This is a genomic window from Agromyces sp. P2_B3 (assembly GCF_056404815.1).
Genome location: NZ_JBFUDH010000016.1, coordinates 14,951 through 39,491, shown reverse-complemented (window position 1 = coordinate 39,491; position 24,541 = coordinate 14,951). Strand labels below are relative to the sequence as shown.

Sequence of the window (24,541 nt, the reverse complement as noted above, 5' to 3'; positions counted from 1 at the left end):
AGGAGCAGCATCCGTGTCCAGCCTGACCACCATCACCCTGACCGCGACCACCAATACCGGGACCACGTTCACCGCGACGATTACCGCGGACGACACCACTCTGGGTGCCGTGTTCGGGGCCAGGAGCAACGCGGCCGCCGCGGTCGAAGCGATCGCTGAAGCGCTCACCAACGACGGCCTGATCCACGTCCCTGGCGGCTGCGACTGCACCGACGAGGAATGCCCCACCGCGGGCCACGAAGACGACGACGAAGACGAAGACGGCGAGGAGGTGGAAGGCGGGGATGAGTGAACGGACGATGAGCCATGTGACGCATTTCGCGACGCTCGCTGATCCCGGGGCGCTGATCGACGAGTACGTGCCTCAGATGGTCGACCTGATGAACCGGCCACACCACGGGTATGACGAGCAGTGGTGGTCGCTCCGTGACCAGGTTGACGCGAGCTTCGCTGCGCACGGGTGGGTGACGAGAGCCGGGTGGTGTTCGATCTGCTCGTCGAGATCGCTGAGCGGCTCCGCCTGACCTTGAACCTGATGACACAGGGGGAGGTGATGTGATGGGCAAGTTCTGTGAGCGCTCGCTGGTGCAACGACCCGACGGACGAGACCGAGTTGGTATCGGACGACCTGATCGTGGAGTGACAGCTGCGCGGGTGGTGGTGCCTCTGCGTCGCCACCCAAGCAGACGATGACGAAGTTGAGGTAGGAATCACCTTCTGACTGCGCAAGCAAGGGCGGGCCGGCATGATGCCGGCCCGCCCTTGTGTGCGTGTGCGTGGTGTCAGCTTGGGGGGTGCTTCTCGGAGTCCTTTCCGGGGCGGAGCCACCGCCCGGAGGGTGGTTCGGCCGTCGTCCACATTGGGTGCAGGTCAGACCGGAGGAGATCTCTGAGCTGTGCCCATTGTGGGCGAGGCCGCAGACGCGAGTGCGTTTGGAAGCAGGTCGTCCCCATTGTGTGCAACCCGTCAGGGTTGTGCCCATTGGGGGCGAGCGTCACGCGTCCGGGGTGGTGGGGTTTGCCGGTTCGCTGGGATGGGTGGGCGGCGTGGTGCGGGTGCGTTGGCGGGGTGGGCGGCCGGGTTCGGTGAAGCCGAGCCGGGCGAGTTCCTTGCTGGTCCAGCCTTTGCTGAGCGCGGCTTGGTAGGCGGTGGTGCGTGCCCGTTCGGCGGCGGTGATCTGGTGGCTGAGTTCGGTGAGGTTCCCGAGCGCTGTGGCGAGTTCACGGATGACGTCGACGCGTTCGTCGAGGAGTGCTCTGGCTGCTGCTGCGGTGGTTTCGATGTCGTGCCTGGTGTGCATCCTGCCACCGTAGGAGCCACCACCCCGGGACTGGCCGACTGACATACCAGCCGTGTGGTTTGTGGGTGTTCTCCCAGCCTGGTCTGGTGCACGGCGGTGAGCCGCTCCGCGGGAGTCTCTGGCGGAGCAAGCTATAGGTTTGGTTGCACCAAACCCGCATGTCGTCCGCGCTGTTGCGTTTGGTCGAGGCACACTTGTGGTGTGGTCCCCGGTTTCCGGGGTCGCTGCGCTGGGCTTTTGTGTTGGGGGGTTTGGTTTGTCGGGTTCGGGTGCGGGTGGGTTGTTCGGGCGGCAGCGGCGCGCGAATTTGCCGGTCCCGGTGGCGGGTGGGGTGCGGGAGAAGCGGGCGAAGCGGTACACGGTGAAGGTGTCTGCTGAGGAGCAGGTGCAGTTGGAGGCTCGGGCGGTGTTGGCTGGGTCGACGGTGTCGCGGTTGTTGTTCGAGGCGGCGATGGATTCGCGTGTGGAGACGGTCACGGATCGGAAGGCGCTCGGTGCTGAGTTGTTGGCGGTGCAGCGGTTGTTGGCGAACATCGCGAACAACACGAATCAGTTGGCGCGGTTCGCGAATTCGGAGGGCCAGTTCCCGGCTGAGGCGGAGTTGGTGGTCGCGGAGTACCGGGCGTTGGTACCGCGGATTCGTGAGGCTGTTGAGCGGATCATCGCGTCGTGATTCCGAACGTGGTGCGTGGCGGGAACGCGGCTGGGTTGATGGTGTACCTGGCGGGGGAGGGCCGGGCGAATGAGCATCGTGGTCAGCGGGTGGTCAGCGGAGACCTGGCCACGATCATGTCGCATGGGGTGGGTCCGTTGGATCGTGCTGGTGCGGTGGCGATCGCGCGGGACCTGGACGCGCCGCGGCGGTTGTTCGGGACGGAGATCACCCGCATTGCGCGGAGCGTCGACCCGGTGAATGGGGAGGTTTCCGAGCGGCGGGTGGACGCGCACATGTGGCATGTGTCGTTGTCGCTCGCGGCGGAGGAAGGGCAGCTTCCGGATGAGCGGTGGAGCGAGATCGCGAACGAGTTCATTGACCGGATGGGCTTCAGTGAGACGGGCGGGAAGGCGCCGTGCCGGTGGGTTGCGGTGCACCATGGCGCGTCGAAGGCGGGCAACGACCACATTCATCTCGCGGTGCAGCTGGTCCGGGAGGATGGCACGAAAGCGTCGACGCATAACGACTTCCGGCGTGCACAGGCGGTGTGCCGGGAGCTTGAGGTGAAGTTCGGGCTGGCGCGGTTGGAGTCGAGCATCGGTGAGCGTTCCACGCGTGGGATCAAGCCGGGTGAGCGTGAGCTCGCGGCGCGTGCGGGGCGGGCGGAGCCGGGCCGGGTGGAGTTGGCGCGTGAGGTGCGGGCGTGCGCGGCCGCGTCTGTTGATGAGGCGGAGTTCGTGCGGCGGCTGCGGAAGGCGGGCGTGCTGGTGCGGCCACGGTTCGCGGCTGGGTCGACGCGGGAGGTGACCGGGTATTCGGTGGCGTTGCGACCGACCCGGAAGGGCGATGATCTGCGCCCGGGGTGGTTTGGTGGCGGGAAGCTCGGCAACGATCTGGGGTTGCCGGCGTTGCGGCTCGGGTGGGGTGCGAGCCCCGCTGAGGTGATGCCCGCCGCGGTGGCCGAGTGGACGGCGGCGAAGGAGCGAAAGCCGCCGGTTGTGCGGGGCCGGGAGACGCTCACGCCGGCGGCGGATGCGTGGCCGGCGTACACGGCGGACTTGGTGAAGTTGCGCCGGGCTTTGGATGGTGTGCCGGTGTCGGACCGGGCGACGTGGGCGCTGGTTGCGCGGGAGACGTCGGGGGCGCTGGCGGCGTGGTCGCGGCGTGCTGAGGAGGTGCCGGGGCCGTTGGCGGCGGCGTCGGATGTGCTGGCGGCGTCGGCGCAGGTGCGGCGCCAGGTGATCCGTCCCAGGCCGGATGGGTTGCCGTCGGCGGCGGGCATCACGATGCTCCTCGCGCAGGCCGGACAACCAGCCAATAGTCGGGTCGCGGTCGCGGCGTTCACCCGGCAGATGCTGATGCTCACGCAGGCGATCATCGACATGCACCGCGCCGCGGGTGAGGTGCGCCGGGCGGATGCGGTGACCGCCGGGGTGCACGCCCGTTTGGAGCAGGTCCGGGTGTCCGCTGGGGCGGGTGTGATGCCGGTTCCGTTCGCGGCGTACCAGGTCGGGCCGGGCGTCCCGGGGCGCACCCGTGACGGGCGGGTGCAGGTCCTCGGCGTGCCCGTCACCCGGAGGCGGGAGGACCGGTCCGGTGGCGTGAACATGCGGGGCGGGGACCGGCCAGCGACGCCTGGTGCCGGCCGCAGTGATGCGCAGGTGGCGGCGCCGATCGTGGACGAGTCTGACGTGAGAGCGGCGCAGGCGTGGATGCGGGTGCACGCGCCGTCCTACTATCAGCGGCACCACCCGGACAACCTGGTGTACTGGGTCGAGACCAGTCATGAGGCCTTCGATACCCACCCGGACACGGGAGCGCAGGCGAGACTTGTCGCGGACTGGAAGACGGCGCTCGCGGATGGGGGCCGGATCCCTGAGGCGAGTCTGGCCGCGGAATGGGTGCGGCGTGGGCAGGGCGGGCCGACGGAACTGAAGTCTCAGGTCGTGCGCGGGGTACCGGGTGCGGACGAGAGGGTTCGGGCGGCGTGGGCGGCCGCGCATCCCGAAGACGTCCACCCGGCCGCGTCCGGGGCGGCAGTCGAGGAGCTCAGCCCGGAGCTGCAAGAGGTGGTCCGGCTGACCCGGCTGGACGCCCCATCGGCGCCGCAGCCGAGGCCGCGGGCGACTCCCCCGAACGCTGCGCCGCGACGCCGGGACGTCCCGGAACGCGGTGGACGAGATCACGAACGATAGGAGCAACACGCATGGTGGATCGGGACGGCGATGGCATCGACGACGCACTCGAGGGTGCGGTACGGACCACGTTGATGGTCGCGGCGCGGATCGCGGAACGGTTGGTGCGGCTACGGCAGAATCAGCTGCAGGCCGCTGCCGCGGAGAGCGCGCAGCGGGCCCGTGAGGTGCAGGCCCGGTACGACGTGGAGCGGGCGCTGGCTCGCGCGGAGTTGGCGCCGGTCGGTGACCAGAAGTGGTTGGCCGCTGCCAGCCCGGCCGACTTGGGGCGCATGTACGAGACCGCCGCGAGCTGGGCACCGTTGGATGCGGATGCCGAGGCGGCCCGGACCAGGATCGCGGAGCACGCCAAGCAGGCGTACCGGGTGGATCTGGGTGCGTCCGGGGCGGCGCCGGTCGGGATCATGGCGCAGGTGGAGATCGCGGCGTCGCAGCGGGCTTTGGCCGCGGCGAACCGCGCGCAGGCCGAGCAGGACGCGGTGGCCGCACGGTTACTCCTCGCCGAGGCCGCGGAGATGGACCGGTTCGCGGCCGAGAGCCGGGATCGTGCGGTGGAGCTCGAGCGGGGGGTGGACTGGGAACGCGCCGACCCAGTCGACATGCAACGCTTTGAGGATGCCGAAGCAGCCCGCGCGGAAGCGGACGTGCAGGAGCGAACGGCCGCCGCGAACCTCCCGCAGGCGGCGCACCTGTACGAGACCGCCGCGAACCACCGTGAGCAGGCCACCGACCGTGACCGGTTCGTCGCGGCCGCGGAACAACAGATCACCGATGCCGGCGCGAGGTACGACTCCAACGAGCGGCGGGCGGAGTTCGCAAAGAGCATGGAAAGCACCGTCGATGCGGGGGTGATCCGGGGCCGGATGCTCGCCGACCTTGACCAGGGCCGGCACCCCTCAGAGGCGGTCCAGGCTGCGCCGGCGCGCGCACCGAAGGCACGCCGTACCCGTGGCAGCACCGGCAAGGGAGCCTCGCGCGGGGTCCGCTCACTTTGAGCGATCAGCGGTGGTGTTCGGCGTCGTCCCCGGCGATGAGCCGGGTGTCGTGCCAGGCAGTTGGTGGGGCCGTCAGCGCGACGACGGGTGGCTATTCCTCGACGTACTCCTGGCGAACCGTTCCACGGGTGGCGATTTCGATGTAGCTGAAGTCGTGGTCAGAGTTCAAGACCACGGCGTCGTTGGCCACGGCGTACGCGGCGATGAGGCAGTCGAAGGCTCCCGCAGCGCGCGGCATGCCGTCATCCCAGAGTGCCTGTTGGATGTCTAGAGCGTCCTTCTCTGTCGGATGTGCCCAGGCCGCGAGCAGCTCATCCATGTCCTCTCTTAGCTCTGCGTACTCTGCTTGAGATCGCGCGGAATGGCAGTACTCCAGAACTTGAGGCGGACACGTGATGATGAGGTGGTGGGGCGAGATTTCCCGAAGTCGTTGCGCGATGGCCGGGCTCCTGCCGGCCTTCTGCCAGATGCTGTTGTCGACCAGGTACGTCGTCACGACGCGTTAGGAACGAACACGGGAGTGATGGTTGGCGCGTCGATCTGGGTCGACTCGAAGTTGCGGCCGATGATTCTCTCAACGGCGAAGGGTTGACGGCGAACCGCGATCAGGGTCCGGAGGGCAAGATCGACAGCCTCACGGTTCGTCTTCGCCCCCGTCAGCTGCTTGGCCTGCTTGAGCTCGTCTTGGTCGATGTCGATTGAGGTGATAGCCATGACCACTCCTTCCCTTATATACGCCAGTGTATAAGATTCCGGTGGTGTGTGAAAGCCACCGCGAGGAACGGAACGAACCTCTCCGAAGCGCGTATATCGCTGGTGGCGGCAGCGCCGCGACTACCCTGAGCAGGCCACCGTGGCCTCACCCATTGCGAGGGCGGCCGCATTCTCCGCAGGCGCGCTGGGTGGCGCGGATGATGGAGCCGCAGTCTGTGCATGCGGTGACGTCGTCGAGGTCCTCGGCTGGGGCGGGGTGGGTCTTCGCCGGCGGGGTGCGCGGTTGCCGGCTGGGTCGGGTGTCGGGGAACATCGCGGCGGGTGGTGCCTCGTATGGGAGTGGCTCGCCGGGTCGGGTGGTGTTGGTGCCGCGGCTGTCGGCGAAGGGCCCGTCGGGGGCGAAGAGGATGTTCATGTGGTGGTCGGCGTGGTCGCGCCACCAGACGCTCATGCCGGTGGTGGCGTCGAGGCGGGAGTGTTCCCAGGCCCGCCAGAGCGCTTCGAGGCGGGATACGGCTTCGGGGTAGGTCCACCATCGGGCGGGCCAGATTCGTTCGGTGCTGCCGCCGACGGCGCGGCGGTACTGCTCGCAGATCTTCTCCCGCACGAACTCGTCGACCGAGCCGTAGATCGTCTCCGGCGGTTCAGGTTCGGCATCGTCCGCTGCGTGATCGTCGTCCGATTCGGGGTTCAGGGTTTTCTTGACGGCTTCGTCGGCTTGCTGGGCGAAGCTGTCGAGCATTTCCGGGGTGAGGGCGTTCTCGAACGCTTCCTCGGCGATGCCTTTCAGGGTCTTCCCCATGGCGGCGCCGATGAGTTTCTCGATGAGATCCTCGATCGAGATCCCGGCGAACACCTGCGAGGCCAGCTCGTCTGCGGCGGACTGGTACCGGTCCTTGACCCTGTCGTCGTCGGGGGTGTCGCCGCTGTCGGTGCTGCCGGTCATGCGGCCCCCCGGGTGGCGAGACGTTCGGTGGGGTCAGTAGTGGGCAGGTCGGGGAATGGGTCGTCGGCGGCCGCGATGAACTCCTCGGCGTCTTTGGCCAGCTGGGCGAGCCGGCTGGTGGCGCGGGGGTCGTGGGTGTTGATGGATGCGCGCACTTGTTCGGCGTGCGGGCCTGCCATCCATGGGAGTAGCCGGGCGATGGTGACCCGGTTCCCGGAGGAGAAGATCAGGCCGCGGCCTTTGGGCCAGGCGGCGAGGTCGGCGACCTCGAAGATGTCTTCCTTCTCGGTGTGGGTGGACACGGTGCGGCCTTGCCGGGACGCGGAGACGCTGCGTTTTTCGGTCCAGTGGGTGCCGACGAGTTTCACGAGGTCGCCGAGGAAGTCGGTCTCGTCGATGCCGCCGCCGTAGCTGACGATGTTCGCCGCGGATTTGAGGGCTTTCGCGCCGGCGTCGCCCCAGACGCCGACGGCTTGGGACCAGGACTGCAGGTAGGTGTCGAGGATGATGCCGCGGGAGCCGTAGTGGGAGTACAGCTTGGGCAGGTCCCGCCAGGCGCACACGTTCGCGGCTTCGTCGAGGACCGCCATGAACGGCACTGGGACGCGGCCGCCGCACCGGGTGGCGTATTCCTCAGCGGCGTCGCAGACGATCGCGGTCAGCGCGGTGGTGAGCGGTCCGGCTGAGCCGCCGCCTTCCCGGGACAGCGCGTAGAGGGTGCCGGTGCCGGTGACGAAGTCGGTGGGCACGAACTCGGGCCGGTCGGTGTCGCCGGGGGTGATCCACTCGGCGATCCGGTCGATGGCCAGGCATGCGGCCATTTCGATCGCGGTGGCGTACACGCTGCCACGGTATTTGCCGTCTTTGGCTTGCAGGCCTTCGACGGCGTTCGCGCGGAGCCTGAACCCGTGGTCGCGGAGCGCGTTCACCGGGGCGGGGTCGGTTTCGATGGACACCCACGCGTACACGGTAGTGATCGGCTTCCCGGCGAGTGCTGCGGCGAGGAGGAGGTTCGCGAGGAGTCGTTCGCCGGCGCCGTCGAAGTGCGCGTCGCCCTTGGCGCCCGGGTCGCGGGAGCCGGAGGCGAAGTGCGCGGCGAGTTTCGCTGCGCGTTCGTCCATGGTGCGGGTCTGGCGGCCGGCGAGGATGTAGGTCAGCGGGTTCCACCACCAGGTCGCGGGTTCGTTCGCGACGCCTTGCGGGTCGAACACCCATACCGGCCGGCCGCCGGCGGCGCGGACGTCGCGGGTCGCGTCGAGCAGGTCGCGTTTGTTCGAGGTGGTCACGCATGCGCCGGGCGCGTCGAGCACGGCGGGGATGGCCATGCAGGTGGTTTTCCCGGTGCGGGGTCCGGCGAACACGATCCGGGTGTCTTCCCAGGACCCGAGCAGGGGGATGCCGTAGATGCTGACGCCGATGGTGAATCCGGGGGGCAGTTCGGTGCTGATGCCGAGCTCGGCGGCTTTGGTTTGCACGGCGGGCAACGTGATCGAGGACACGTCGTCGCCTTTGCCGAGGTGTTTGCCGGCGGGGTCGATGCGGGTGCGTTTGCTGCCCGCGCGGGTCCACCACCGCCACCCGTTCCAGCCGGCGGTGCCGAGCCCGGCGAGGAGGAGCAGCAGGATGATCGTGGCGGTGAGTGGCCAGGCGGCGCGTCCGGTGCCGAGGAGTTTGATGGCGATGAGGAACTCGCCGGGGTCGCGGGACAGGTCGGGGTTGACCTGTTCGATGGTGGACCCGGCGATCAGGGCGATCCAGGTGATCGCGGCGAGGGTGAAGACGGCGGCGCCGGCCCAGATGGCGATGATGGTGGCGGGGGCGGTGGTGGAGACGACGCGTTTCTTGGTGCTCATGGGGCGACCTCCGGGTCGGGTGTCAACGGCCACGAGGGTTTGCCGTGCGCGAAGCGGGCGTTGGTGTCGGTGAGGGTGCGTTCGGTGGGGGTGAGCCGGAGCCGGAACGGGATGCCGGGTGCGGAGCCGGCTTTGAGGAGGAAGCAGCCCCGCCCGGGCGGGTCGCCGTAGTTGCCGGTGGCGGGGTCGTAGGGTCCGGGCTGGTTCCAGGACTTCAGCCGGGCGCGTTCCTGTTCGGACAGGTCGACGACTTGGGTCAGGCCGGGCAGTTCGGTGTCCGGGATTCCGCCGATGAACAGCAGCCCGGAGCGGTTGATGAACTCCTTGGCTTTCTGGATGTCGGCGGGGTTGTCGAGGGCGTAGAAGTCGGAGATGGAGTGGGTGATGAACAGTTGTGCGACGCCGAGGGCCCGGTTCAGGCGGGTCAGCGCGTCGAGCCGGTCGACGATTCCGGCGCCGGAGCGCAGCGCCTGCCACATCTCGTCGAGGACGATGAGGTAGTTGCGTTGCGGGGCGATGCCGGCGTCGGCGAGGGCGTTCGCCGCGTCGATCGCGCCGAACCCGTAGGACCAGATCGCGGTCATCACTGCGGCGCGGAGGGCGGGGTGGGAGTCGTCGATGCCGGAGATGTCGAAGCACACCGGCTTGTTCATCTCGAGGGTCAGGGTGGTGTGTCCGGCGAAGGTGTCACCGAACTGGCCGCCGGCGTCGAGGGCGACCAGCGCCTCCTCGAGATGCTCGGTCTTCTCCCGGTATCGGTCCATCGAGCCGCGGTCCACGGCGGCGGTACGGAGCCCGTCGGTGGGGTGGCGGACCAGGGCGAGCAGCTCGGCCATCACCGGGGCGCCGGGGTGGTGTGTGTCGAGGTGGCGGATCGCGGCGCCGAGGATGGTGGTCTCGTGCGGTTCCGGTGCGGCACCGTCACGGACCAGGCTGATCAGGGCGGCGAGGATGCTGACCCGGCGGGTGTGCGCGGATTCGCGGATCTCGCGGGCGAGCTGGTGGTGGCCGGCGGCTTCGAGCGCCGTGATCGCGGCGCGGGCGGCGCCGACGTCGAGGGGGTTGATGCCGCCTTGGCCTGGGCCCATCCGGAACACGATGCCCTCGAGACGGTTGGTGAGTTCGGCGTGTTCGCCTTTCACGTCGCCGAGGAACCAGGGCAGCATCCCGAACGCGGCCTGCCCGATGCAGAGCCGGTGGACCAGTTTCGATTTGCCGAGCCCGTTCAGGCCGAGGATCAGCGCCGCGGCGGCGCGGATCTTGCCGAGCTCGAACGCGGTCATCATGTCATCGGCCAGCGATGCGCCGGTGGTGAACGAGTCGCCGAGCGGGACCCCGTCCATGGGGGTGCCGTCGCCGATGGAGAACGGCCACAGCCCGCACACCTGCCGGGACGTGCCCCGCCATTCCCGCGGCGCGGGGAACGTCGTCATCGCCCCGCCACCCTCGCCTGCCCAGCCGCGCCGCCCCGGCTGTCGGGCCGGGGCTGCGGCTGGGACCTTCGGGTTGGGGTGTTTCGCGGGGTTGGAGTGGAACTTGCGGTGGTGTTTCTGGAACATGTCAGAGCTCCATTCGCACGGCGCTGGACAGGCGCACGTGCCGTCCCGGGACCAGCCCGAGCGGCAGGGTCAGCAGGAACGCGCCGTCCTGCATGCCGTACGCGGGGCGCAGCTTGACCCGGGTGCGGCTGGCGAGGTCGGCGAGCATGGTCCGCGCGGCGGGCACCCGGGCTTCGTCGGTGACGGTGACGGTGACGACGATGGCGAAGTTGACCAGCGCCGCGCCGGCGGCCTGGTCGGCGCTGGTCGCCCGGGCGGCTTGCAGGTCGCGGGTGGCGGCCGCGGATTTTGGGTTGGCCTTGGCGTGGTTCTCCTTGGCGTTCAGGTCGGTGTCCGCGATCGCTTCGGCGACGGCCAGGTCGATGGGCTGGTAGAGGAACGCGACGCGTTTCCGGGCCAGGTCGGGGCTGGGTGCCAGCAGCGGCTTGATCCGATTCGCGGTGATCCCGGTCCGCGGTGGGACGGTCTGTACCGCGGTCAGTGAGTATCCGCTGTCGTGACGCATCACGTCCCAGCCGAGCTCGTGTGCGGTGGGTCCGGCCTCGGCCCAGGCGATGTCGGGGGTGTCGCCGGCGGCTCGGGCGTCGTCGATGTACCCGGCGACGACGGGGTCGTACGCGACCCGCACCATCTCGGCCAGGTGCTGCCGGCTGAGGGCGCGGACCACGCCGAGCCCCGCGGTGGCCAGCTGGGCGGTCACCGCGGGCAGGCGCAGGTTGACCTCCTCGATCACCTCCCGGCGGGGCCGGAGCGCCCCGGACTTGCCGATGCTGGCGTTGAAGGTGAACGCGGCGAACATCCGGGCGTGCGGGGCGCCGTCGCCGGCCATGCCGAGGGCTTCGTCCATGACCTGCACCGCGAACGGGGGTGCGTCGCCGGGTCGGATCCGGCGGCGCACGTTTTTCTGCATCCTCCCTTCGGTGTCGGGGGCGGTCTCGATGACGATCTGCGCCTGGACCAGGTCGGGCAGGTCAGCCATCAGCTTCAACGATTCGCCGAAGTTCGCGACCCACTGGTTGATCTGCGCTTGGTCGACGTCGCCGCCACCGATCGGGGTGGCGGTGAACACGACCACGTAGTGGGCGCCGAGTTGGAGGACCACGAACGGGTTGCCGTGCCCGTCGTGTTCCTCGAACGCCTTCATCCGGGCGGCGACGCCGGGAAGCGTGTTGGTGCCCCAACTGCGGGGGTTGAAGATGCTTTGCCGCATCGTGGGTTCCTTTCGAAGAATCCGCACCCACCAGCCGTACCGTTCGATGAGTTTGGCGAGGGTGGTCATGTCGTGCTGGTCCCGGGACTTCACACCCCACAGCGCGAGCCCGGTGAGGACCACGACGACCCCGGCGGGCAACTGCCCGCCGAAGGTGTTCGCGGTGAGGGCGATGATCAGCCCGGCGAACAGCACCCTGGTGCCGATCGTGCCGAGCCGGAACATGCCCGGCGTGGACGGGCGGGTGAACCACCCGAACCGGTCAGGTTGCATGGTCGTCATCTCAGTTGCTCTGCTCGTCTGGGGCGGCGTCTTCGGCGATGCTCTGCGCACCGGTGATCATCGCCTGCCCGGCCTGTTTCGCGACTTCTGCGCCCGCGATCACGGCCCCGGCGGGTCCGGCCGCCGCAGCCGCACCACCCGCAGCTCCGCCAGCGGCGCCGCCGCCGCTACCGCCCGCCCCGGCTGCTGCATTGCCGGCTGGGGCTGCTTCGCCGCCGGTGTGCCCGGACGTGACGGCCGGGACGGTGGGGGTGGCGGCGGGTGCTGAGGGTGGCACGGTGGCGCCGGTGGGGGCGGCGTCGTCACCGCTTTTGCCCTGCTTGCCGGGGATCATCTCGGTAAGGGCGCCGGCGGCGCCGGCGAACGCGAGCATCATGCCGGCGTTGTTCCCGCCGCCGAGCGGGGCGAGGACGGTGGAGAACACCCGGAGCAGCGCGGGCAGGGCGAGGATCGCGAGGATCATCGCGGTCAGCCCGGAGAGGATCTTCAAGAACGCGTCCTCGTCGACCCAGTCGGTGGCGATGAGTTTGAACGCGGCCGCATAGATGATCGCGGCGGCGAATTTGTACACGCCGAACGCGGCGAGCCAGCCCACCGTCTTCTTGAACAACGCCATGCCCGCCTCGGTGATCGTGAACGAGGTGGCGAGGGGCAAGATCCCGGTGAGCAGGGTGAGGATGAAGTAGCGGGCGAGGAGGATGATCATCTGTCCCGCGGACGCGAAGATCGCGATCCCGGCGACGCAGAAGGACAGGATCAGCCCGATCGGGTTGGAGCCGACCACGGTGAACAGGCCCAGGACGCGGGTGCCGAAGTCCTCGTCGGTCGCGGCGCCGAGGATCGCGGCGGCTGCGGTGTCCAGCACGGACACGGTGATGTTCACGATGAACACGGCGCTGGTGGACACGACCAGCACCCGCAGGAGCGCGTTTAGGAGCTCTTTGCCGGATCTGGCCTCCGCGGTCCACATCATCCGCAGCGCACCGATCAGCACGGACAGGACGACCATGCCGCCGGTCAGCCACCAGAGTTCGGTTTGCAGGAACCCGACGGTGCCGCCCGCGGCGGCGGCGGGTGCGGCGGGGAGCGCGAATCCGGCGACGGAGGTGGCGGTGGCGACGAGGAACACGCCGAGCAGGATGTTCCCGAACCGGCCGGACAGTTCCGCCCCGTCGCCGCGCCGGCCGGCGGCCGCGGCGCGGATCGCGAACATCAGCAGCGCGGCGACGCCGATCGCGCCGCCGGCCCAGGCGAGGACCCCGAGGAGGTCGCTGAACTGGGTGACCGCGGTGGTCGGGGTGTTCGCGGCGGCGGGCGTCTCCCCGCCGGTGAGGGTGGGGGTGGGGATCAGGGTCCACGCCACCCCGAACGATGCGAGCGCTTTCCCGGCGCCCTTGTTCATTTCGTCGCTGAGCGCCTTCAACCCTTCCGCGCCGACCGCCGCGGCGCCCTCAGCGACCCAGCAGCCCACTTCCCACGGTGCGCACATCAGTGCGCCGCCCAGGGGATGTACCCGCCGAGCGTGGCGATCTGCCACGGGCTGATCGTCGCGTCCGGGGTGGCGGGGAAGCGCCAATCGCCGCGGGACCAGTGCACTTCGATGGGGATGCTGAACAGGCCCGCGGTGCCGATCTGGTACGCCAGCTCGAACTCGGCGGTGCTGCCGTCGTAGCGGAGCAGCCGGAACCCGGCCAGCTGCAACGACGCGGTCAGTGCGGTGTCCGCGGCGGCGGCGGCCGCAGCGACCGACTCGACGCGCCCGGGACCGTCGGCGAACATCGCGGCGGCGTGCGTGCGGGTCAGGTGCGGGTCCGCGCCGATCGCGAACAGGGTCACCGCCGCGAACAGCGCCCCGTCCGGGGTGCGGGCAAAGCAGCCGCGGTACCCGTCCGGGTCCACCCGTCCCGGGCCGGTCCCCTCAGCGACCGGGACCGGGACCCGGCCGAGGTAGTCCCACCCCGCCGCCGGTGCCGTGTCGAGGGTGCCGGCCAGGTCCACCCGGTCCGGCCCGCACCCAGCGGACTCCGCTGCCGCTTCCGGGGTTGGGGTTGCGGTCGGCGCGGTTGCGGGTGGGGTGGGGTTGGCGGGTGCGGGGCCGGTGACGTTCATGACGGCGAGGATCACCCCGGTCGCTGCGATCAGGCCGATGAAGCCGACCGAGACGATGAACCCGGGTTTGGTGAACGGGGACCCGGGGGTCTCTGACGAGACCCCCGGGCGGTTGCGGCGGCGGCTCACGTGAGGAAGAATCCGACGATGCCGACCGCGGTCGCGCCGATCACGAGGGCGAGCATGATCTTCCCGAACGAGCCGAGCTGCTGGTCGCCCTCACCACGGTTGTGGATCACGGCCATCCGGATCGCGAAGATCAGCAGCCCGATCACTCCGGCGGGCCCGAGGACCCATTTCGCGATGCCCAGCACATCACTGGTCTTCGTCTTCAGCTCCTCGGGGATGGGCGGGTTCGGGTTCGGTTGGGGGATGTCCGCGGCGACCGCGGCGACCGTGTCGGTGAGGGCGGTGAGCAGGATGCTCATTGGTGGGCTCCATTCGTGATGGTGGACAGTTCGATGCGGAGGCGGGACACCGCGGCGGGCATCCGGTCGGGGTCCGGTGGGCCGGCCCGCCACGCGGACACCCATGGCAGCCGCCAGGACCGCGGCAGCACGGATGCGGTGATCCGGATCTGCCGGGCCAGGGGCGGCGGGAGCCGGCCGGGCGCGTCGGCGACGAACACGACCCCGATGACGTCGACCGCGGCAATCCCGGACGCCCACTCCGATGCCGCAGTCCGGGTCGCGGCGATCCCGGCATGGTTGCTCCGGGCGACCAGCAGCACCTGTTCCCGGTCATCGGAGACCGGCCACGCCCGCGGGCATTCCGGCAAGCCGAGGAGCACGGCGAGAGTCGACGCGCCGGCACCCCCGGTCACCCCAACCAGCCACGGCCGGTCAACCGGTGCCACGTCCCGTGCCGGGAGCCGCACCGCCGGATCCGGGGGTGTCACCCCGGCATGCGGGGCAACCCCACGGACGGACTCCACCGCGGGCATGATGACCGGGACAGCAGGCGCGGCGTGTCCGGGGAGCGGGGTGCTGCCGGCGAGCCAGTCCTCGAGGGTGTGCCCGCTCATGCCTGCGCACGGCGACGCGCCACGGAAGCGGCGATCGCCGCCGCGCCGGTGAGGACCAGGACCCCGCCCGCCAACACCACCCCGCCGTCGAGGCCCGTCTCGGCCAGCTGTGCCGGGCCGCTCGTCCCGCTCCGGGACCCGGGCCCCTCGTCGGTGTCGCCGCCGGGCGGTGTGACACTGTCGTTGCGGGCCGGCGGGACCGGGTCGGTGGGCTGCTCCGGTAGGTCCGGGTCGACCGGCTCCTCCGGGTCGACCGGTTCTTCCGGGCCTTCCGGGTCCGGGAGGCCCTGGTCGGGCTGCGCTGGCTGGTCGGGGTCGGTCGGGTCACCGGCTGCCGGCGATTCCACGTTCGCAGCGTCTGGGGTGGTCGCGTCGGTGGTTGCCTGGGCGGGCGCGACCGGGCCGAGCAGCAGGAACGCGGCCGTGCCGAGGATCGCCGGTGCGGCCAGCGCGCGGGCGAGGATGGGTTTGGTCATTCGTGTTCTTCTTCCTTTCGTGTCCCGTCGGGTGACGGGGACGTCTTGACCGGCGCGAACCGGTACACGGTGGTGGCGTCCGAGGCGACCAGTGCCCCGTCCGCGGTCAGCCCATGCGGGGACACCGCTGGGATACCCGCCGCCCGAATCGTGCCGTCCGCGCCGAGCAGCACCGGCCCGGACGGGGTCGCCGCGTAGAACTCGGCCCCGACGCCCGCGAGCGGGCCGGTCACTGGCGCGGTGCCGGCGGTGCCGGTGCGGTGGTGCACGAGCAGCGGACCGGCGAGTGTCGCCGACCCGTCGGCCAGGGTGACCACGGTGAGGGTCTGCCCGGCCGGCCACGGTGCCGCCCCGATCACGGCGCCGTCGCCGCGATGCGCGGCCAGCAGCACGGATCCATCGGGGCTTGCCCAGGCGACCAGCAGCTCGGGCCCGGCGGTGCCCATCCACCGTTGCAGCATCGGGTGCCCGTCCGGGGCGGTCAGCGTGGCCGCGCCGATCTGGTCCCCCGCCGGCGTCGCGGTCAGCACACTGCCCCGTGCCGATGCCCACCGCAGCATCCCGTCCGCGGTGACGTCCTGCAGGGCGGCACCCGGAACCGGCGCGGACACGGCGCCCAGCCCGGCACCGGTGAGCAGGTGCACAGTGCTGTCGGTGGTGACCGTCACCGCGCCGCCCCGGATCCCGACCCGGCTCCCGGCCGGCACCGGGACCTCCCGGTGGGCGCGGGTGGTGGTGTCCCAGAGGTGGATCGTGTCGGCGGTGAACGTCATCACCGTTGCCGCCCCATCGACGGTGACGAGGTACATGCCCTCCCGTGTTGACGTTCCGAGCGGCACTTGGTCGACCCGCTCCCCGGTGCCGGTGTCCACGAGCAGCGCGGTGTCGTCTGCGACCAGGGCGAGCAGGTCGCCGCCCGGGAGCAGCACCGCGGGACGGTTCGCAGGACCGGGCAGCTCGAGCAGTGCGGCCGCGGTGTCGGTCCAGCCCGGCAGCGACGCCACCGCCACCGCCGGCGCCACGGTCGGTGTCGGTATCGGTGTCGGTGTCGTCGACGTCGTCGGTGCGGCCGGCGGTGCGGCGTCGGGCCCCCACCACAGCAGCCCCGCCACCGCGGCGGCGGCGCACGTCCCGAGCCCGATCAACGCCCGACGGCGCCACCGCGCCGGCCAGTCCCGACGCGCCAGGTGCGGCCCCCCAGCTGCCGGTGTCGCCGCCCCCGCTGGATCAGCGCGGCCGCTGCCGTCACGGTCGACGGTGGCGTCGTTGTCGTTGTCGTTGTTGTCTTGGTCAGCGGTGCCGGGCAGGTCGTCGCCGACGGTGTGGACGGCCAGGGGGTTTTCACCGTGGCAGTGGCGGCAGATCTCACCGGCGGCCCGGACGGGCAGCTCGGTGTCGCAGTGCCGGCAGTTGCTGGTCAGGGCGGAGGGGGTGCCGGCGGGGCGGGTGGCGGTCCCGTCCGGGCCCAGCGGGGCGACGATCGCGTCGGGCCACACCGCGAGCCGCACGGCCGGCCGGCCGTGGACGGTGAGCAGCACCGGCCGGTCCAGCCGCGCGGCGGTGGCGGCGCAGTGGGCGATCACCCCGGCGCGCAGCTGCGCTGGGGTGGCTGCCGCGACCGGCCGGGCGGTGCTGTTCGCGGTGAGACGGCCGGTGGCGCCGTCAGGGTCCGGGGTGAACGTGAATGCCGGGAACGCGGTGATCGTGACAGTGCTCATCGGGCGTCCCCCGGGGCGTAGAGGAACAGGTCCACATCGGTCGCGGCGACGGTGCGAGTGCCGTACCGGTGCTTCGGGGTGCCCCAGTTGTACTCCTCGAGCAGCACCGTCCCGTCGGGGTTGACCGCGTGCACGTAGGCGACGTGCCCGTACCGGCCGGTGCCCCACCAGGCGACCGCGCCCGCGGCAGGGGTGTGCCCGGTGGCCCAGCCGTGCGCGTCCCAGTTGCGTTTCCATGCGTTCGCGTCCCCGCCGAGCGGGGTCAGGTTCGCCCAGGTGTACGAGAACGGGTTCGGGGTGCCGGCGTCGCGGTTCAGCCGCCACGCGACGAAATCCACGCACTCCCGGTAGTAGTAGCCCAAAGGGGAGAGCCCGCCGCCGTCCGCCTCGACCGCGTTGCCCGGCCATGGGTAGTCATCCCCCGCGTCCCGGGCCGGGCAGCCGGGCCGGGTGCCGGTGAGCCCGGTGACGAGTTCCCGCGCGGCGGGCAGGAACGTCGTGTAGTGGTCCGGGTTGGCGTTGCGCTGGACCGCGTGCGCCGCATGCGAGGGCGGAAGGGCCTGCCAGCCGGGCACGGCGACGAGGACCCGGTAGAAGGATCCGGCGGCCGTGTACGGGTCCATCCGGTCCTCGTAGCTGCCCCAGGCGCCGTTGTCGCGTTGCTGGAAACAGCCCCGCGAGTCCGGGCCGGCGGTATCGCCGTGGTCCACGCACACCAGCGAGGACTCACCGATCGCGGTCATCACCCCGAGCAGCTGCGCATCCGACCCGAGCCCAGCATCGGCGGCGGCGTTCATGATCGCGGCCGCGTTGGTCAACTGCACCCCGGTGAACCCGGCCACCTCAGCGGGCAGCCCGCCCGGGTCCACCCGCCCGGCCGGTTCCCCGCAACTCGCGGTAGTGCCGGCAGCGCCCATCAGCAGCATCGCGGCGAACCCGGCGGCCAGGAGCCCGCCGAGTCCGGCCGCGCCTGCGCCGACGCTCACCGGGCACCCTCGGCCGGGGCGATTCGGTCGCAACGCCACCCGCCACCCCGCTCGTCCCAGAGCAGCAGCAGCGTGTAGAGGCCGGCATCGGTGGGCACCTGCAGCACCGCCCCGGCCCCGGTCGAGTCCACCCTGAGGAGCGGGACGCCGGTCACCGCAGTCGCGAGCACCAGGGCCGGGTCGGTGCGGGCGATCAGCGCACCCGCCGCCTCGGTCAGCAGCGGATACAACCCCGCCGCCCACTCGGCTGCAGGCAGCTCACCGCGCACGAACCGGGTCATCACCGCGTCCGCAGTCTCTAACGCCAGTGCCGCCCGCTCCGCGGACAACTCCGGCACCGGCGGTGCCTGCCGGGCCGGCTCCAGGGCCGGTGAGGCCGTTTGGGGTGCCGACGTGTCCGCGCCGGCCGCGGGACTCGCGCACCCGCCGAGCAACACCACTCCGGCCGCACCGAGGACGACCCGAACCCGCCGGGTACCCGTTCCACGCTTCAGCATGATCGTGACCTCCTTCGTCCTATAGATGCGGTGGGCTGCGCAGTAGGTGCTGCGCACGCGGGCGCATCTATGAGGTGGAAGCACCCCACCGTCTTGAAAGGGACCACTGATGACTTGTCGTGTACCGTTTGCCGGCCGATCCGGGCTGATCGCATGAACGCCGCCGCTCCGCGCCGGAAACGTGCCCTGCACCTGGTGCCTGCCCCGCCCGTAGGTCCGGCGGCGGAGATGACCCGCTGCACCGACCCGATCCCGTTACACCCGGCCACCCCGGAACTGGTCGCCAAGGAACGGCAGCTCCTCGCCGGGTGGGACGCGGAGATGACCGCGCTCGTCGGCGCGGGGTGGGTGATCGTCGCGGCGAACACGATGGAGAACCCGATCGAGGGCAGCTACCGGAAGTTCAACCTGCTCCGCCGCACCACCACGAACACCGCACCCCAGGGCGGGCAGCCATGACCCCGCCCACGACAACGACGATGCGTGCTCGGGCGGCGCGAGCCCAGCACGGCGACGTGCGGCTAGCACGGGCGATGGTGGCCCGGTACGAGACCGCGGTCGCCGAACATCCGCCGGCGGGGACCCCGCTGACGCTGCGGCAGGACACCCAGTCCCGGAACCTCGCACACTGGCGGCGCCGACTGGCGCAGCACTCATCGCAGACCGATCCCACCGAATAGGAGAGCAACACCATGACCGAACCCAAGCCCACCACCCACTCCCCAGGCAGTGCGCCTCGGAGCTGGTCGTCGCTGCGTCGCTCCGAACGCATCGTCGAACGGTCCGCGAACCGGGTCGCGATCCGATGCGCCGTCATCCTGGTGGTCTGCATCGGGGTGCTGTTCCTCGCACCGTCGATCAGTCACGACCTGGTGCTGATCATCCGGGCGTTCCAGACGGCATCGACGACGGACGCCGCCCTCACGGAACTACTCACGGCCCTCATCATGGGCATCGCCGGATGCGCGGCGATCGCACTCTGCATCATGACGGTGATCCGCGACTTCAGCCGGATCATCCGCGAAGAGCGCCACATACAGCGGGCGGACGCCATTCCCGCCCGCCTCGTCTCCGCTCCCCGGGACGGTGACCGCTGATGGCCGGCGAGACCATCATCACGATCGTCGGGAACCTGACCGCGGACCCGGAGTTGCGGTACACGCAGTCCGGGCTCGCGGTCGCGAACTTCACGATCGCGTCGACCCCGCGCAGCTTCGACCGTCAAGCCAACGGGTGGAAAGACGGCGAAGCGCTGTTCCTGCGCTGCAGCGTGTGGCGTGAGCACGCCGAGCACATCAACGCGTCCCTGTCGAAAGGATCCCGGGTGATCGCGACCGGGCGGCTCACGCAGCGGTCCTACGTCACGAAGGAAGGCGAGAAGCGCACCACCGTCGAGCTCGAGATCGACGAACTCGGTCCCAGCCTGCGGTACGCCACCGTCACCGTCACACGTGCCCAGTCGCACCGCGGCGGCCCCGGTGGTGCGGCTGGCACCGGCGCGCCGCCGGCGGACTGGCGGGCCGGCAGCACGCCGCCAGCACCAGCACCAGCCGACGTGACGAGCGAGTGGGAGACGGCCCTTCCCGGGCAACCCGGCACCGCGATCCCGCCGATCGACGACACCCCGTTCTAACGCTCCCCTGTGCCGGGAGATGCGCCCGTCTGTTACGGCTGCTGTCGGGTCAACCGGTACCGGCCGACGGCGAGCCGGAACCCTCGGATACTCAGCCCGGATACCGCCTGCACCTCGACCCAGGTGTGTCCGGCGTCGAGCGCCTCACCGATCCGCGCGTCGCGTACACCGAGTGCCGCGGCCCGCTCCGCATCGATGGTGTCGAGAACATGCTGCGCTTCTCGGACCCGGTCCAATTCGTTGTCACCCACCCCGCCACGGTACCCGGTATTGCAGGTCACTGAAACATCCGATACGGTCATCAAGCGCACGGTACCGAGTACTGTGCAAGGAAGGTTCCCAATGTCTCGCTATCCGCGCCGCCGCACGCGCCGTCTCATCCGTTCCGTGTCCCGGTTGCCGCGCCGTACGCTGCGGGTCGCCCAGGCGGCGGCCGCGGTGACGGCGCTCACGGGTCTCACCGGGGCGGCGGTGATGGCGTGGGCGACCGACGTGCTGCCCTCGATGCCGAGCATCGGCCAGTTCTTCGGCCCGGCGGACCCGGCACCCGCCCAGGCCACGTCGGCGACAGTCGTGCGGGTCGTCGACGGCGACACGATCGTCGTGGATGAGGCCGGGGCGGAGGTGACGGTGCGGATCCTTGGGGTGGATACCCCGGAGACCAAGCATCCGTTCCAGCCGGTCGGCTGCTACGGCCCGGAAGCCGCCGCGTACCTCACCGCCCTGCTCCCCGCCGGCACCACCGTGCAGCTCACCGTCGATTCGATCCAGCCCGGGAGGGACCGGTACGGTCGGGCCCTGCGGCACGTGCACCTCCCGAACGGCACCGCGACCCCGCTGCTCGTCTCGTCTGAGTTGATCCGCGGCGGCTACGGCACCCACTACACCGATGCCCCGACCGACGTCGACGAGTTCCTTCGCAGCACCCAGGGCATCGCCGCCGAGCACCGCACCGGCCTCTGGGGCGCCTGCCCACGCTGACCGGCGTCACCCGCCCGCTCCCCCGGACCCCATGTCGCACCCTGCTGACACACTGGTATTTCTGTTGAAAGAGGTTTGACCATGACTGACCAGACTCCCCCGCCCCAGACGCCCGCGGATGTGGTCCCGCCGGGCCGGCGGGTGAAGGGCGCGCTCGGGATGCCGGAGCGGCCCTGGTACCGGCACCGCGGCATGGTCCTGGCCACCGCGGCCGCCATGGCGGTGATCCTCGGCGGCGCCACGACCGGGGCGGTCCTGATCACCGACGCGACCCATCAGGCCGCACTCACCGACGCGCGGGACGGCGTGCACGAACTCGCCATGGCCGAGATCCGAAACCGGGCCGCGGTGCTCGGGCTGCTCGAGGACCTGGACGCGGCGTCCGCGTTGCACACGGCGGTGACCGTGTTGAGCGTGGACGCGGCCGGGTACGTCGACGGGGACGCGCTCACAGGGGTCGCGGTTCCGCTGGCTGGTGTGCTGGCCGTCCTCGAGGGGCATGGTGACGTGGACGCCGATGCCGGCTTCGTTCCCACCTTCGAGGTCGTACCGGCCACGGAGGTGTCCCGGGTGTTCACCGAGGACATGAGCGCCGCGCAGATCGAAGCGGACCGGAAGAAGGTGGGTGCGGCGGCGACCGGGTTGGACGAGGACACCGCGGTCATGCACGAGCGGACCGGCACCGTCGCAGCCCGGGTCGCGGACCTCGAGGCCGCGCTCGGGCAGGTCGCCGGCACCGTCCCCGCGGCCGCGGCCGCGATCGCAGCCGCGGCACCATCGGCGGGGCAGGCCGAGCAGGACGCCCTGACCGTCACCGTCGCCCAGATCGCCGAGACCCTGAACAGTCACCCGATCCACCGGCCCGTCCAGAAACCCCTGACCGGACCACTGACCGGGTACGTGACCGCCGCGAACGCCGTGCAGGCCTCGCACACCGCCGTCGAGGAGCAGCGTGCCGCGGAAGCCGCGGCCGCCGCCGAGCAAGCCGCCCTCGCCTCAGGCGCCACCACGTACACCGACCCCAAGACCGGCCAGACCCGACCCACCACCCCCAACGGCGGCAGCAACCCCGGTAGCGGTAGCAACCCCGGCGGTGGGGGCTCCAACCCCGGTGGTGGTGGGGGCGAAGAGGCGGCCCCGCGCCGTACACGTGGGCGGAAGCGAACGCGGCGATCGCCGCGAGGCACGGGACCAACCACCTCAACGGCAACTGTGGCATGACCAACTACGGGTCGTTCACCCGCGGGAGCATGATCGCGCCGGTGCGGATCCCTGGCACGACACTCGGATGGGAAGGGTACGTGCAAGGTAATACCGCCTATGTGACGTTCTACGCCTGCGAGTAGTACGGCAGCAACGAGTGCGGGCCCGGTCGAGCAGTTGCTCGACCGGGCCCGTTCCCTTGTGCCGGGACTGCTACGGGGCTTCGGTGGTCGCGGCCGCGTTCCTGGCGCGCTTGCGGCGCCAGCCGATGGTCGCGATCGCTCCGCCGAGGATGGCGATCACGGCGATGATGCCGGCGGGGGTGCCGTCGAACCCGGTGGCGGCGAGCTCGGCGGCGCTGGGCATCACGAGACGCCTGATGGTTTCGCTGCCGTCGCCACAGACTCCCTCGGAGAGCCTCTCGTCATAGTTGAGGGTGTCGTCCGGGTAGGTGACCTCCACGAAGTAGTACCCGTCGCCCATGGCCGGACTGGCGATGCGCTTCTCGGACTGGACCTCGGTGCGGCCGTCGATGAGGACGGGCGCGTACTCCTCGACGAGGGTGGTCGCGTCGCAGACGGGCTGCTCGCCGGGCTTGGCCATCCGGTACGTACTGAACACCTGCACAGCCGTGTCCGGGTACAGCTCGGCATGGGTGTGGATCGCGGTGTCGAAGTACTCCTCACCGTCGTAGACCGGCTCGGATGCCTTCGTACGCACGAGCGGGGCCGTCACTGTCTCCTCATCCAGCCCGAACGCATCCTGCCACGGACCCTGGATGAATCCACGCGTAAGGGCGCTCATCGCGTCCATGTCGATGCGCCACACCGCGGTGATGTCCCCGGTGATCCCGGCCGGCTGCTCCACCGTGGCCTCCATGACCTCCCCGACCCCGGAGCAGGAGTCCGTCGCCGTGGCCAGGACCGGGCGGCCCTCAGGCACCTCGGGCAGCCCGGTCTCACCATCGAACCGCTCGTAGAAGGCCACCTTCCACGGAACCACGTAGCCCGTGCCGTCAAGTTTGGTGCGCCAGTACGGGCTCTGGCTGTCCTCGGCGAGGTCGCAGGTGGCGTGATCGGTGATCGTGCCGCCGGGGCCGACGAGGCGTTGCTGCATCTGTGAGGTCACCACCGGCTGGAACACCGTCGACACTGGGTCGGTGATACGTGACGCGGAGTGGAAGGTATTGGTGCGGCGGGCACCGGTGGCGGCGACGAGACGCTGCTGGCCGGGGGTGTCGTACTGACGGACCTGGTCGGCGTAGCCGCCGGGCGCGGTCCACACCCCTGACTCGGCAACGTCGTACTTCACCTCGACGTCGCCGGGAGCGCCGCGGAGCGACACCGCGGCGTCGCTCGACACCGAGAACGTCGACGAACCGGTCGACGCTTCGACCGCGCCGGTCACGGTGATCGTGCCCACGGCGTTCCCGGGTGACGCGGTGGCGCGGAACAGGAAGTTCTGCGAGTCGATGACCTCGATGACGGTGTCGGCGGTGTTGTTGCCGGGTTGGCCGATGTTCCAGTTCGCTTCGACCCAGTTCCAGATCTCGTTGTACTGCACCGTCACCGCGGCAGCGTAGCTGCCGGCCTTGGTGTTGATGTAGTGGAGGCCGCCGCCGTGACCGTGGTTGTTCTGCGAGGTGTACGCGTACACGAACGCCGCCATGGCTGCGGCACGGTCGTGGTCGGTGGCCCAGCCGGCGTAGTCCAGCCCCGCGTGCAGCTTCATCAGCGCCTCACCGGACACGTCCCGGGTCCCGGCGACCGCGCCGATTGACGAGACCACATACCCGGCGCCGGTCTGCCCGGAGGGCCAGTCCGCCTGTACGTCCGCGCAGTACCCGAGGTCCCCGTCCGGGGTCCAGTAGTTCACCAGCGTGTTCCGCCCGTACGCCGTCAGCGCGGCGGCCGCGGGCTTGAAGATCCCATCGGACGGGAGCTGCAACGCTGCCGGCGGGGCAACCGGCGGGGCAGGCGCTGCCGGCGTGTCAGCGACGGTCGAGTCATCGGCGTACGCCGGCACCGCCGCGGCGCCGAGTGTCCCAGCCAGCAGCGCGGTGCCCAGTACGAGGGCGATCGCGTGCCGCAGTCGCCGCCTTACGGGCGGGTTGGGTGGTGGCGCGGCCGCGCCGCCGTGATGGTTGTCCATGTGGACCCTTCTGTTCGTGGGGTATCACGTCTGATGCCCTCACCACATAGATGG

Annotated in this window: 26 protein-coding genes; 9 read left to right on the top strand and 17 right to left on the bottom strand. The window is 70.6% G+C overall.

The features are described from left to right. Positions 1-13: 13 nt before the first annotated feature. Positions 14-292, top strand: coding sequence for a hypothetical protein (locus AC1DZA_RS17255; protein WP_476773672.1), 279 nt, complete (start codon positions 14-16; stop codon positions 290-292). 702 nt (positions 293-994) lie between these two features. Here AC1DZA_RS17255 and AC1DZA_RS17250 read toward each other — a convergent pair. Further along, positions 995-1,300 carry a hypothetical protein gene (locus AC1DZA_RS17250; RefSeq protein ID WP_476773671.1) on the bottom strand — a complete coding sequence of 102 codons (306 nt, stop codon included), beginning with the start codon at positions 1,298-1,300 and terminating at the stop codon, positions 995-997. A 196-nt stretch (positions 1,301-1,496) separates the two neighbouring features. Here AC1DZA_RS17250 and AC1DZA_RS17245 point away from each other — a divergent pair, with 196 nt between their 5' ends. The 3 genes from AC1DZA_RS17245 to AC1DZA_RS17235 are packed head-to-tail and all read left to right on the top strand — an operon-like array spanning position 1,497 to position 5,145. Continuing rightward, positions 1,497-1,973 (top strand): plasmid mobilization protein, encoded by a 477-nt coding sequence (locus AC1DZA_RS17245; protein WP_476773670.1) that lies wholly within the window; start codon positions 1,497-1,499, stop codon positions 1,971-1,973. Next, positions 1,970-4,150 carry a relaxase/mobilization nuclease domain-containing protein gene (locus AC1DZA_RS17240; RefSeq protein ID WP_476773669.1) on the top strand — a complete coding sequence of 727 codons (2,181 nt, stop codon included), beginning with the start codon at positions 1,970-1,972 and terminating at the stop codon, positions 4,148-4,150. Before AC1DZA_RS17245 ends, AC1DZA_RS17240 begins: the two co-directional genes overlap by 4 nt. 11 nt (positions 4,151-4,161) lie before the next feature. Next, the gene (locus tag AC1DZA_RS17235; RefSeq protein WP_476773668.1) at positions 4,162-5,145 is read left to right on the top strand and encodes a hypothetical protein; all 984 of its coding nucleotides are present in this window, start codon (positions 4,162-4,164) and stop codon (positions 5,143-5,145) included. Between the two features lie 91 nt (positions 5,146-5,236). On the opposite strand, the gene AC1DZA_RS17230 is transcribed toward AC1DZA_RS17235, so the two are convergent. The 14 genes from AC1DZA_RS17230 to AC1DZA_RS17165 form a co-directional block, all read right to left on the bottom strand. Then, complete coding sequence (locus AC1DZA_RS17230) at positions 5,237-5,641, bottom strand: PIN domain-containing protein (RefSeq protein ID WP_476773667.1); 405 nt, start codon at positions 5,639-5,641, stop codon at positions 5,237-5,239. Continuing rightward, complete coding sequence (locus AC1DZA_RS17225) at positions 5,638-5,859, bottom strand: type II toxin-antitoxin system VapB family antitoxin (protein ID WP_476773666.1); 222 nt, start codon at positions 5,857-5,859, stop codon at positions 5,638-5,640. The genes AC1DZA_RS17230 and AC1DZA_RS17225 overlap by 4 nt, the downstream gene beginning before the upstream one ends. A 145-nt stretch (positions 5,860-6,004) precedes the next feature. Continuing rightward, entirely contained in the window at positions 6,005-6,805 is an 801-nt protein-coding gene (locus tag AC1DZA_RS17220; protein WP_476773665.1) for a DUF4913 domain-containing protein, read from the bottom strand. Next, on the bottom strand, positions 6,802-8,658 hold the full coding sequence (locus AC1DZA_RS17215; protein WP_476773664.1) for a type IV secretory system conjugative DNA transfer family protein: 1,857 nt from the start codon (positions 8,656-8,658) through the stop codon (positions 6,802-6,804). Before AC1DZA_RS17215 ends, AC1DZA_RS17220 begins: the two co-directional genes overlap by 4 nt. Continuing rightward, positions 8,655-10,217: an ATP/GTP-binding protein gene (locus AC1DZA_RS17210; protein WP_476773663.1), complete on the bottom strand. Its 1,563-nt coding sequence runs from the start codon at positions 10,215-10,217 to the stop codon at positions 8,655-8,657. Before AC1DZA_RS17210 ends, AC1DZA_RS17215 begins: the two co-directional genes overlap by 4 nt. Before the next feature lies 1 nt (position 10,218). Next, positions 10,219-11,700: an SCO6880 family protein gene (locus tag AC1DZA_RS17205; protein WP_476773696.1), complete on the bottom strand. Its 1,482-nt coding sequence runs from the start codon at positions 11,698-11,700 to the stop codon at positions 10,219-10,221. Positions 11,701-11,710: 10 nt separating this feature from the next. Then, positions 11,711-13,246, bottom strand: coding sequence for a hypothetical protein (locus AC1DZA_RS17200; protein WP_476773662.1), 1,536 nt, complete (start codon positions 13,244-13,246; stop codon positions 11,711-11,713). Beyond that, on the bottom strand, positions 13,198-13,818 hold the full coding sequence (locus tag AC1DZA_RS17195; protein WP_476773661.1) for a DUF8175 domain-containg protein: 621 nt from the start codon (positions 13,816-13,818) through the stop codon (positions 13,198-13,200). Before AC1DZA_RS17195 ends, AC1DZA_RS17200 begins: the two co-directional genes overlap by 49 nt. 125 nt (positions 13,819-13,943) lie before the next feature. Beyond that, positions 13,944-14,246, bottom strand: coding sequence for a hypothetical protein (locus tag AC1DZA_RS17190; protein WP_476773660.1), 303 nt, complete (start codon positions 14,244-14,246; stop codon positions 13,944-13,946). Then, positions 14,243-14,761, bottom strand: a complete 519-nt coding sequence (locus AC1DZA_RS17185; protein WP_476773695.1) for a DUF6668 family protein — start codon at positions 14,759-14,761, stop codon at positions 14,243-14,245. Before AC1DZA_RS17185 ends, AC1DZA_RS17190 begins: the two co-directional genes overlap by 4 nt. A gap of 77 nt (positions 14,762-14,838) precedes the next feature. After that, a complete protein-coding gene (locus AC1DZA_RS17180; protein WP_476773659.1) occupies positions 14,839-15,318 on the bottom strand; it encodes a hypothetical protein in 480 nt (159 codons plus the stop codon). After that, positions 15,315-17,036 (bottom strand): hypothetical protein, encoded by a 1,722-nt coding sequence (locus AC1DZA_RS17175; protein ID WP_476773658.1) that lies wholly within the window; start codon positions 17,034-17,036, stop codon positions 15,315-15,317. The genes AC1DZA_RS17180 and AC1DZA_RS17175 overlap by 4 nt, the downstream gene beginning before the upstream one ends. After that, entirely contained in the window at positions 17,033-18,022 is a 990-nt protein-coding gene (locus AC1DZA_RS17170; RefSeq protein ID WP_476773657.1) for a CHAP domain-containing protein, read from the bottom strand. Before AC1DZA_RS17170 ends, AC1DZA_RS17175 begins: the two co-directional genes overlap by 4 nt. Continuing rightward, positions 18,019-18,303: a hypothetical protein gene (locus tag AC1DZA_RS17165; RefSeq protein WP_476773656.1), complete on the bottom strand. Its 285-nt coding sequence runs from the start codon at positions 18,301-18,303 to the stop codon at positions 18,019-18,021. Before AC1DZA_RS17165 ends, AC1DZA_RS17170 begins: the two co-directional genes overlap by 4 nt. A gap of 444 nt (positions 18,304-18,747) precedes the next feature. On the opposite strand from AC1DZA_RS17165, the gene AC1DZA_RS17160 reads away from it, so the two are divergent. The 3 genes from AC1DZA_RS17160 to AC1DZA_RS17150 all read left to right on the top strand — a co-directional run bounded on the left by AC1DZA_RS17160 (position 18,748) and on the right by AC1DZA_RS17150 (position 20,152). Beyond that, positions 18,748-18,978, top strand: coding sequence for a hypothetical protein (locus tag AC1DZA_RS17160; protein ID WP_476773655.1), 231 nt, complete (start codon positions 18,748-18,750; stop codon positions 18,976-18,978). Between the two features lie 233 nt (positions 18,979-19,211). Beyond that, positions 19,212-19,616, top strand: coding sequence for a hypothetical protein (locus tag AC1DZA_RS17155; protein ID WP_476773654.1), 405 nt, complete (start codon positions 19,212-19,214; stop codon positions 19,614-19,616). Beyond that, complete coding sequence (locus tag AC1DZA_RS17150; RefSeq protein WP_476773653.1) at positions 19,616-20,152, top strand: single-stranded DNA-binding protein; 537 nt, start codon at positions 19,616-19,618, stop codon at positions 20,150-20,152. Before AC1DZA_RS17155 ends, AC1DZA_RS17150 begins: the two co-directional genes overlap by 1 nt. Before the next feature lie 32 nt (positions 20,153-20,184). Here AC1DZA_RS17150 and AC1DZA_RS17145 read toward each other — a convergent pair whose 3' ends face one another. Further along, a complete protein-coding gene (locus AC1DZA_RS17145) occupies positions 20,185-20,454 on the bottom strand; it encodes a hypothetical protein (protein ID WP_476773652.1) in 270 nt (89 codons plus the stop codon). 40 nt (positions 20,455-20,494) lie between these two features. Between AC1DZA_RS17145 and AC1DZA_RS17140 the strand changes: the two genes are divergently transcribed. Then, positions 20,495-21,133, top strand: coding sequence for a thermonuclease family protein (locus AC1DZA_RS17140; protein WP_476773651.1), 639 nt, complete (start codon positions 20,495-20,497; stop codon positions 21,131-21,133). A gap of 81 nt (positions 21,134-21,214) precedes the next feature. Next, a complete protein-coding gene (locus AC1DZA_RS17135) occupies positions 21,215-22,354 on the top strand; it encodes a hypothetical protein (RefSeq protein WP_476773650.1) in 1,140 nt (379 codons plus the stop codon). 195 nt (positions 22,355-22,549) lie between these two features. Here AC1DZA_RS17135 and AC1DZA_RS17130 read toward each other — a convergent pair whose 3' ends face one another. Beyond that, the gene (locus AC1DZA_RS17130; RefSeq protein WP_476773649.1) at positions 22,550-24,487 is read right to left on the bottom strand and encodes a hypothetical protein; all 1,938 of its coding nucleotides are present in this window, start codon (positions 24,485-24,487) and stop codon (positions 22,550-22,552) included. Positions 24,488-24,541: the final 54 nt, after the last annotated feature.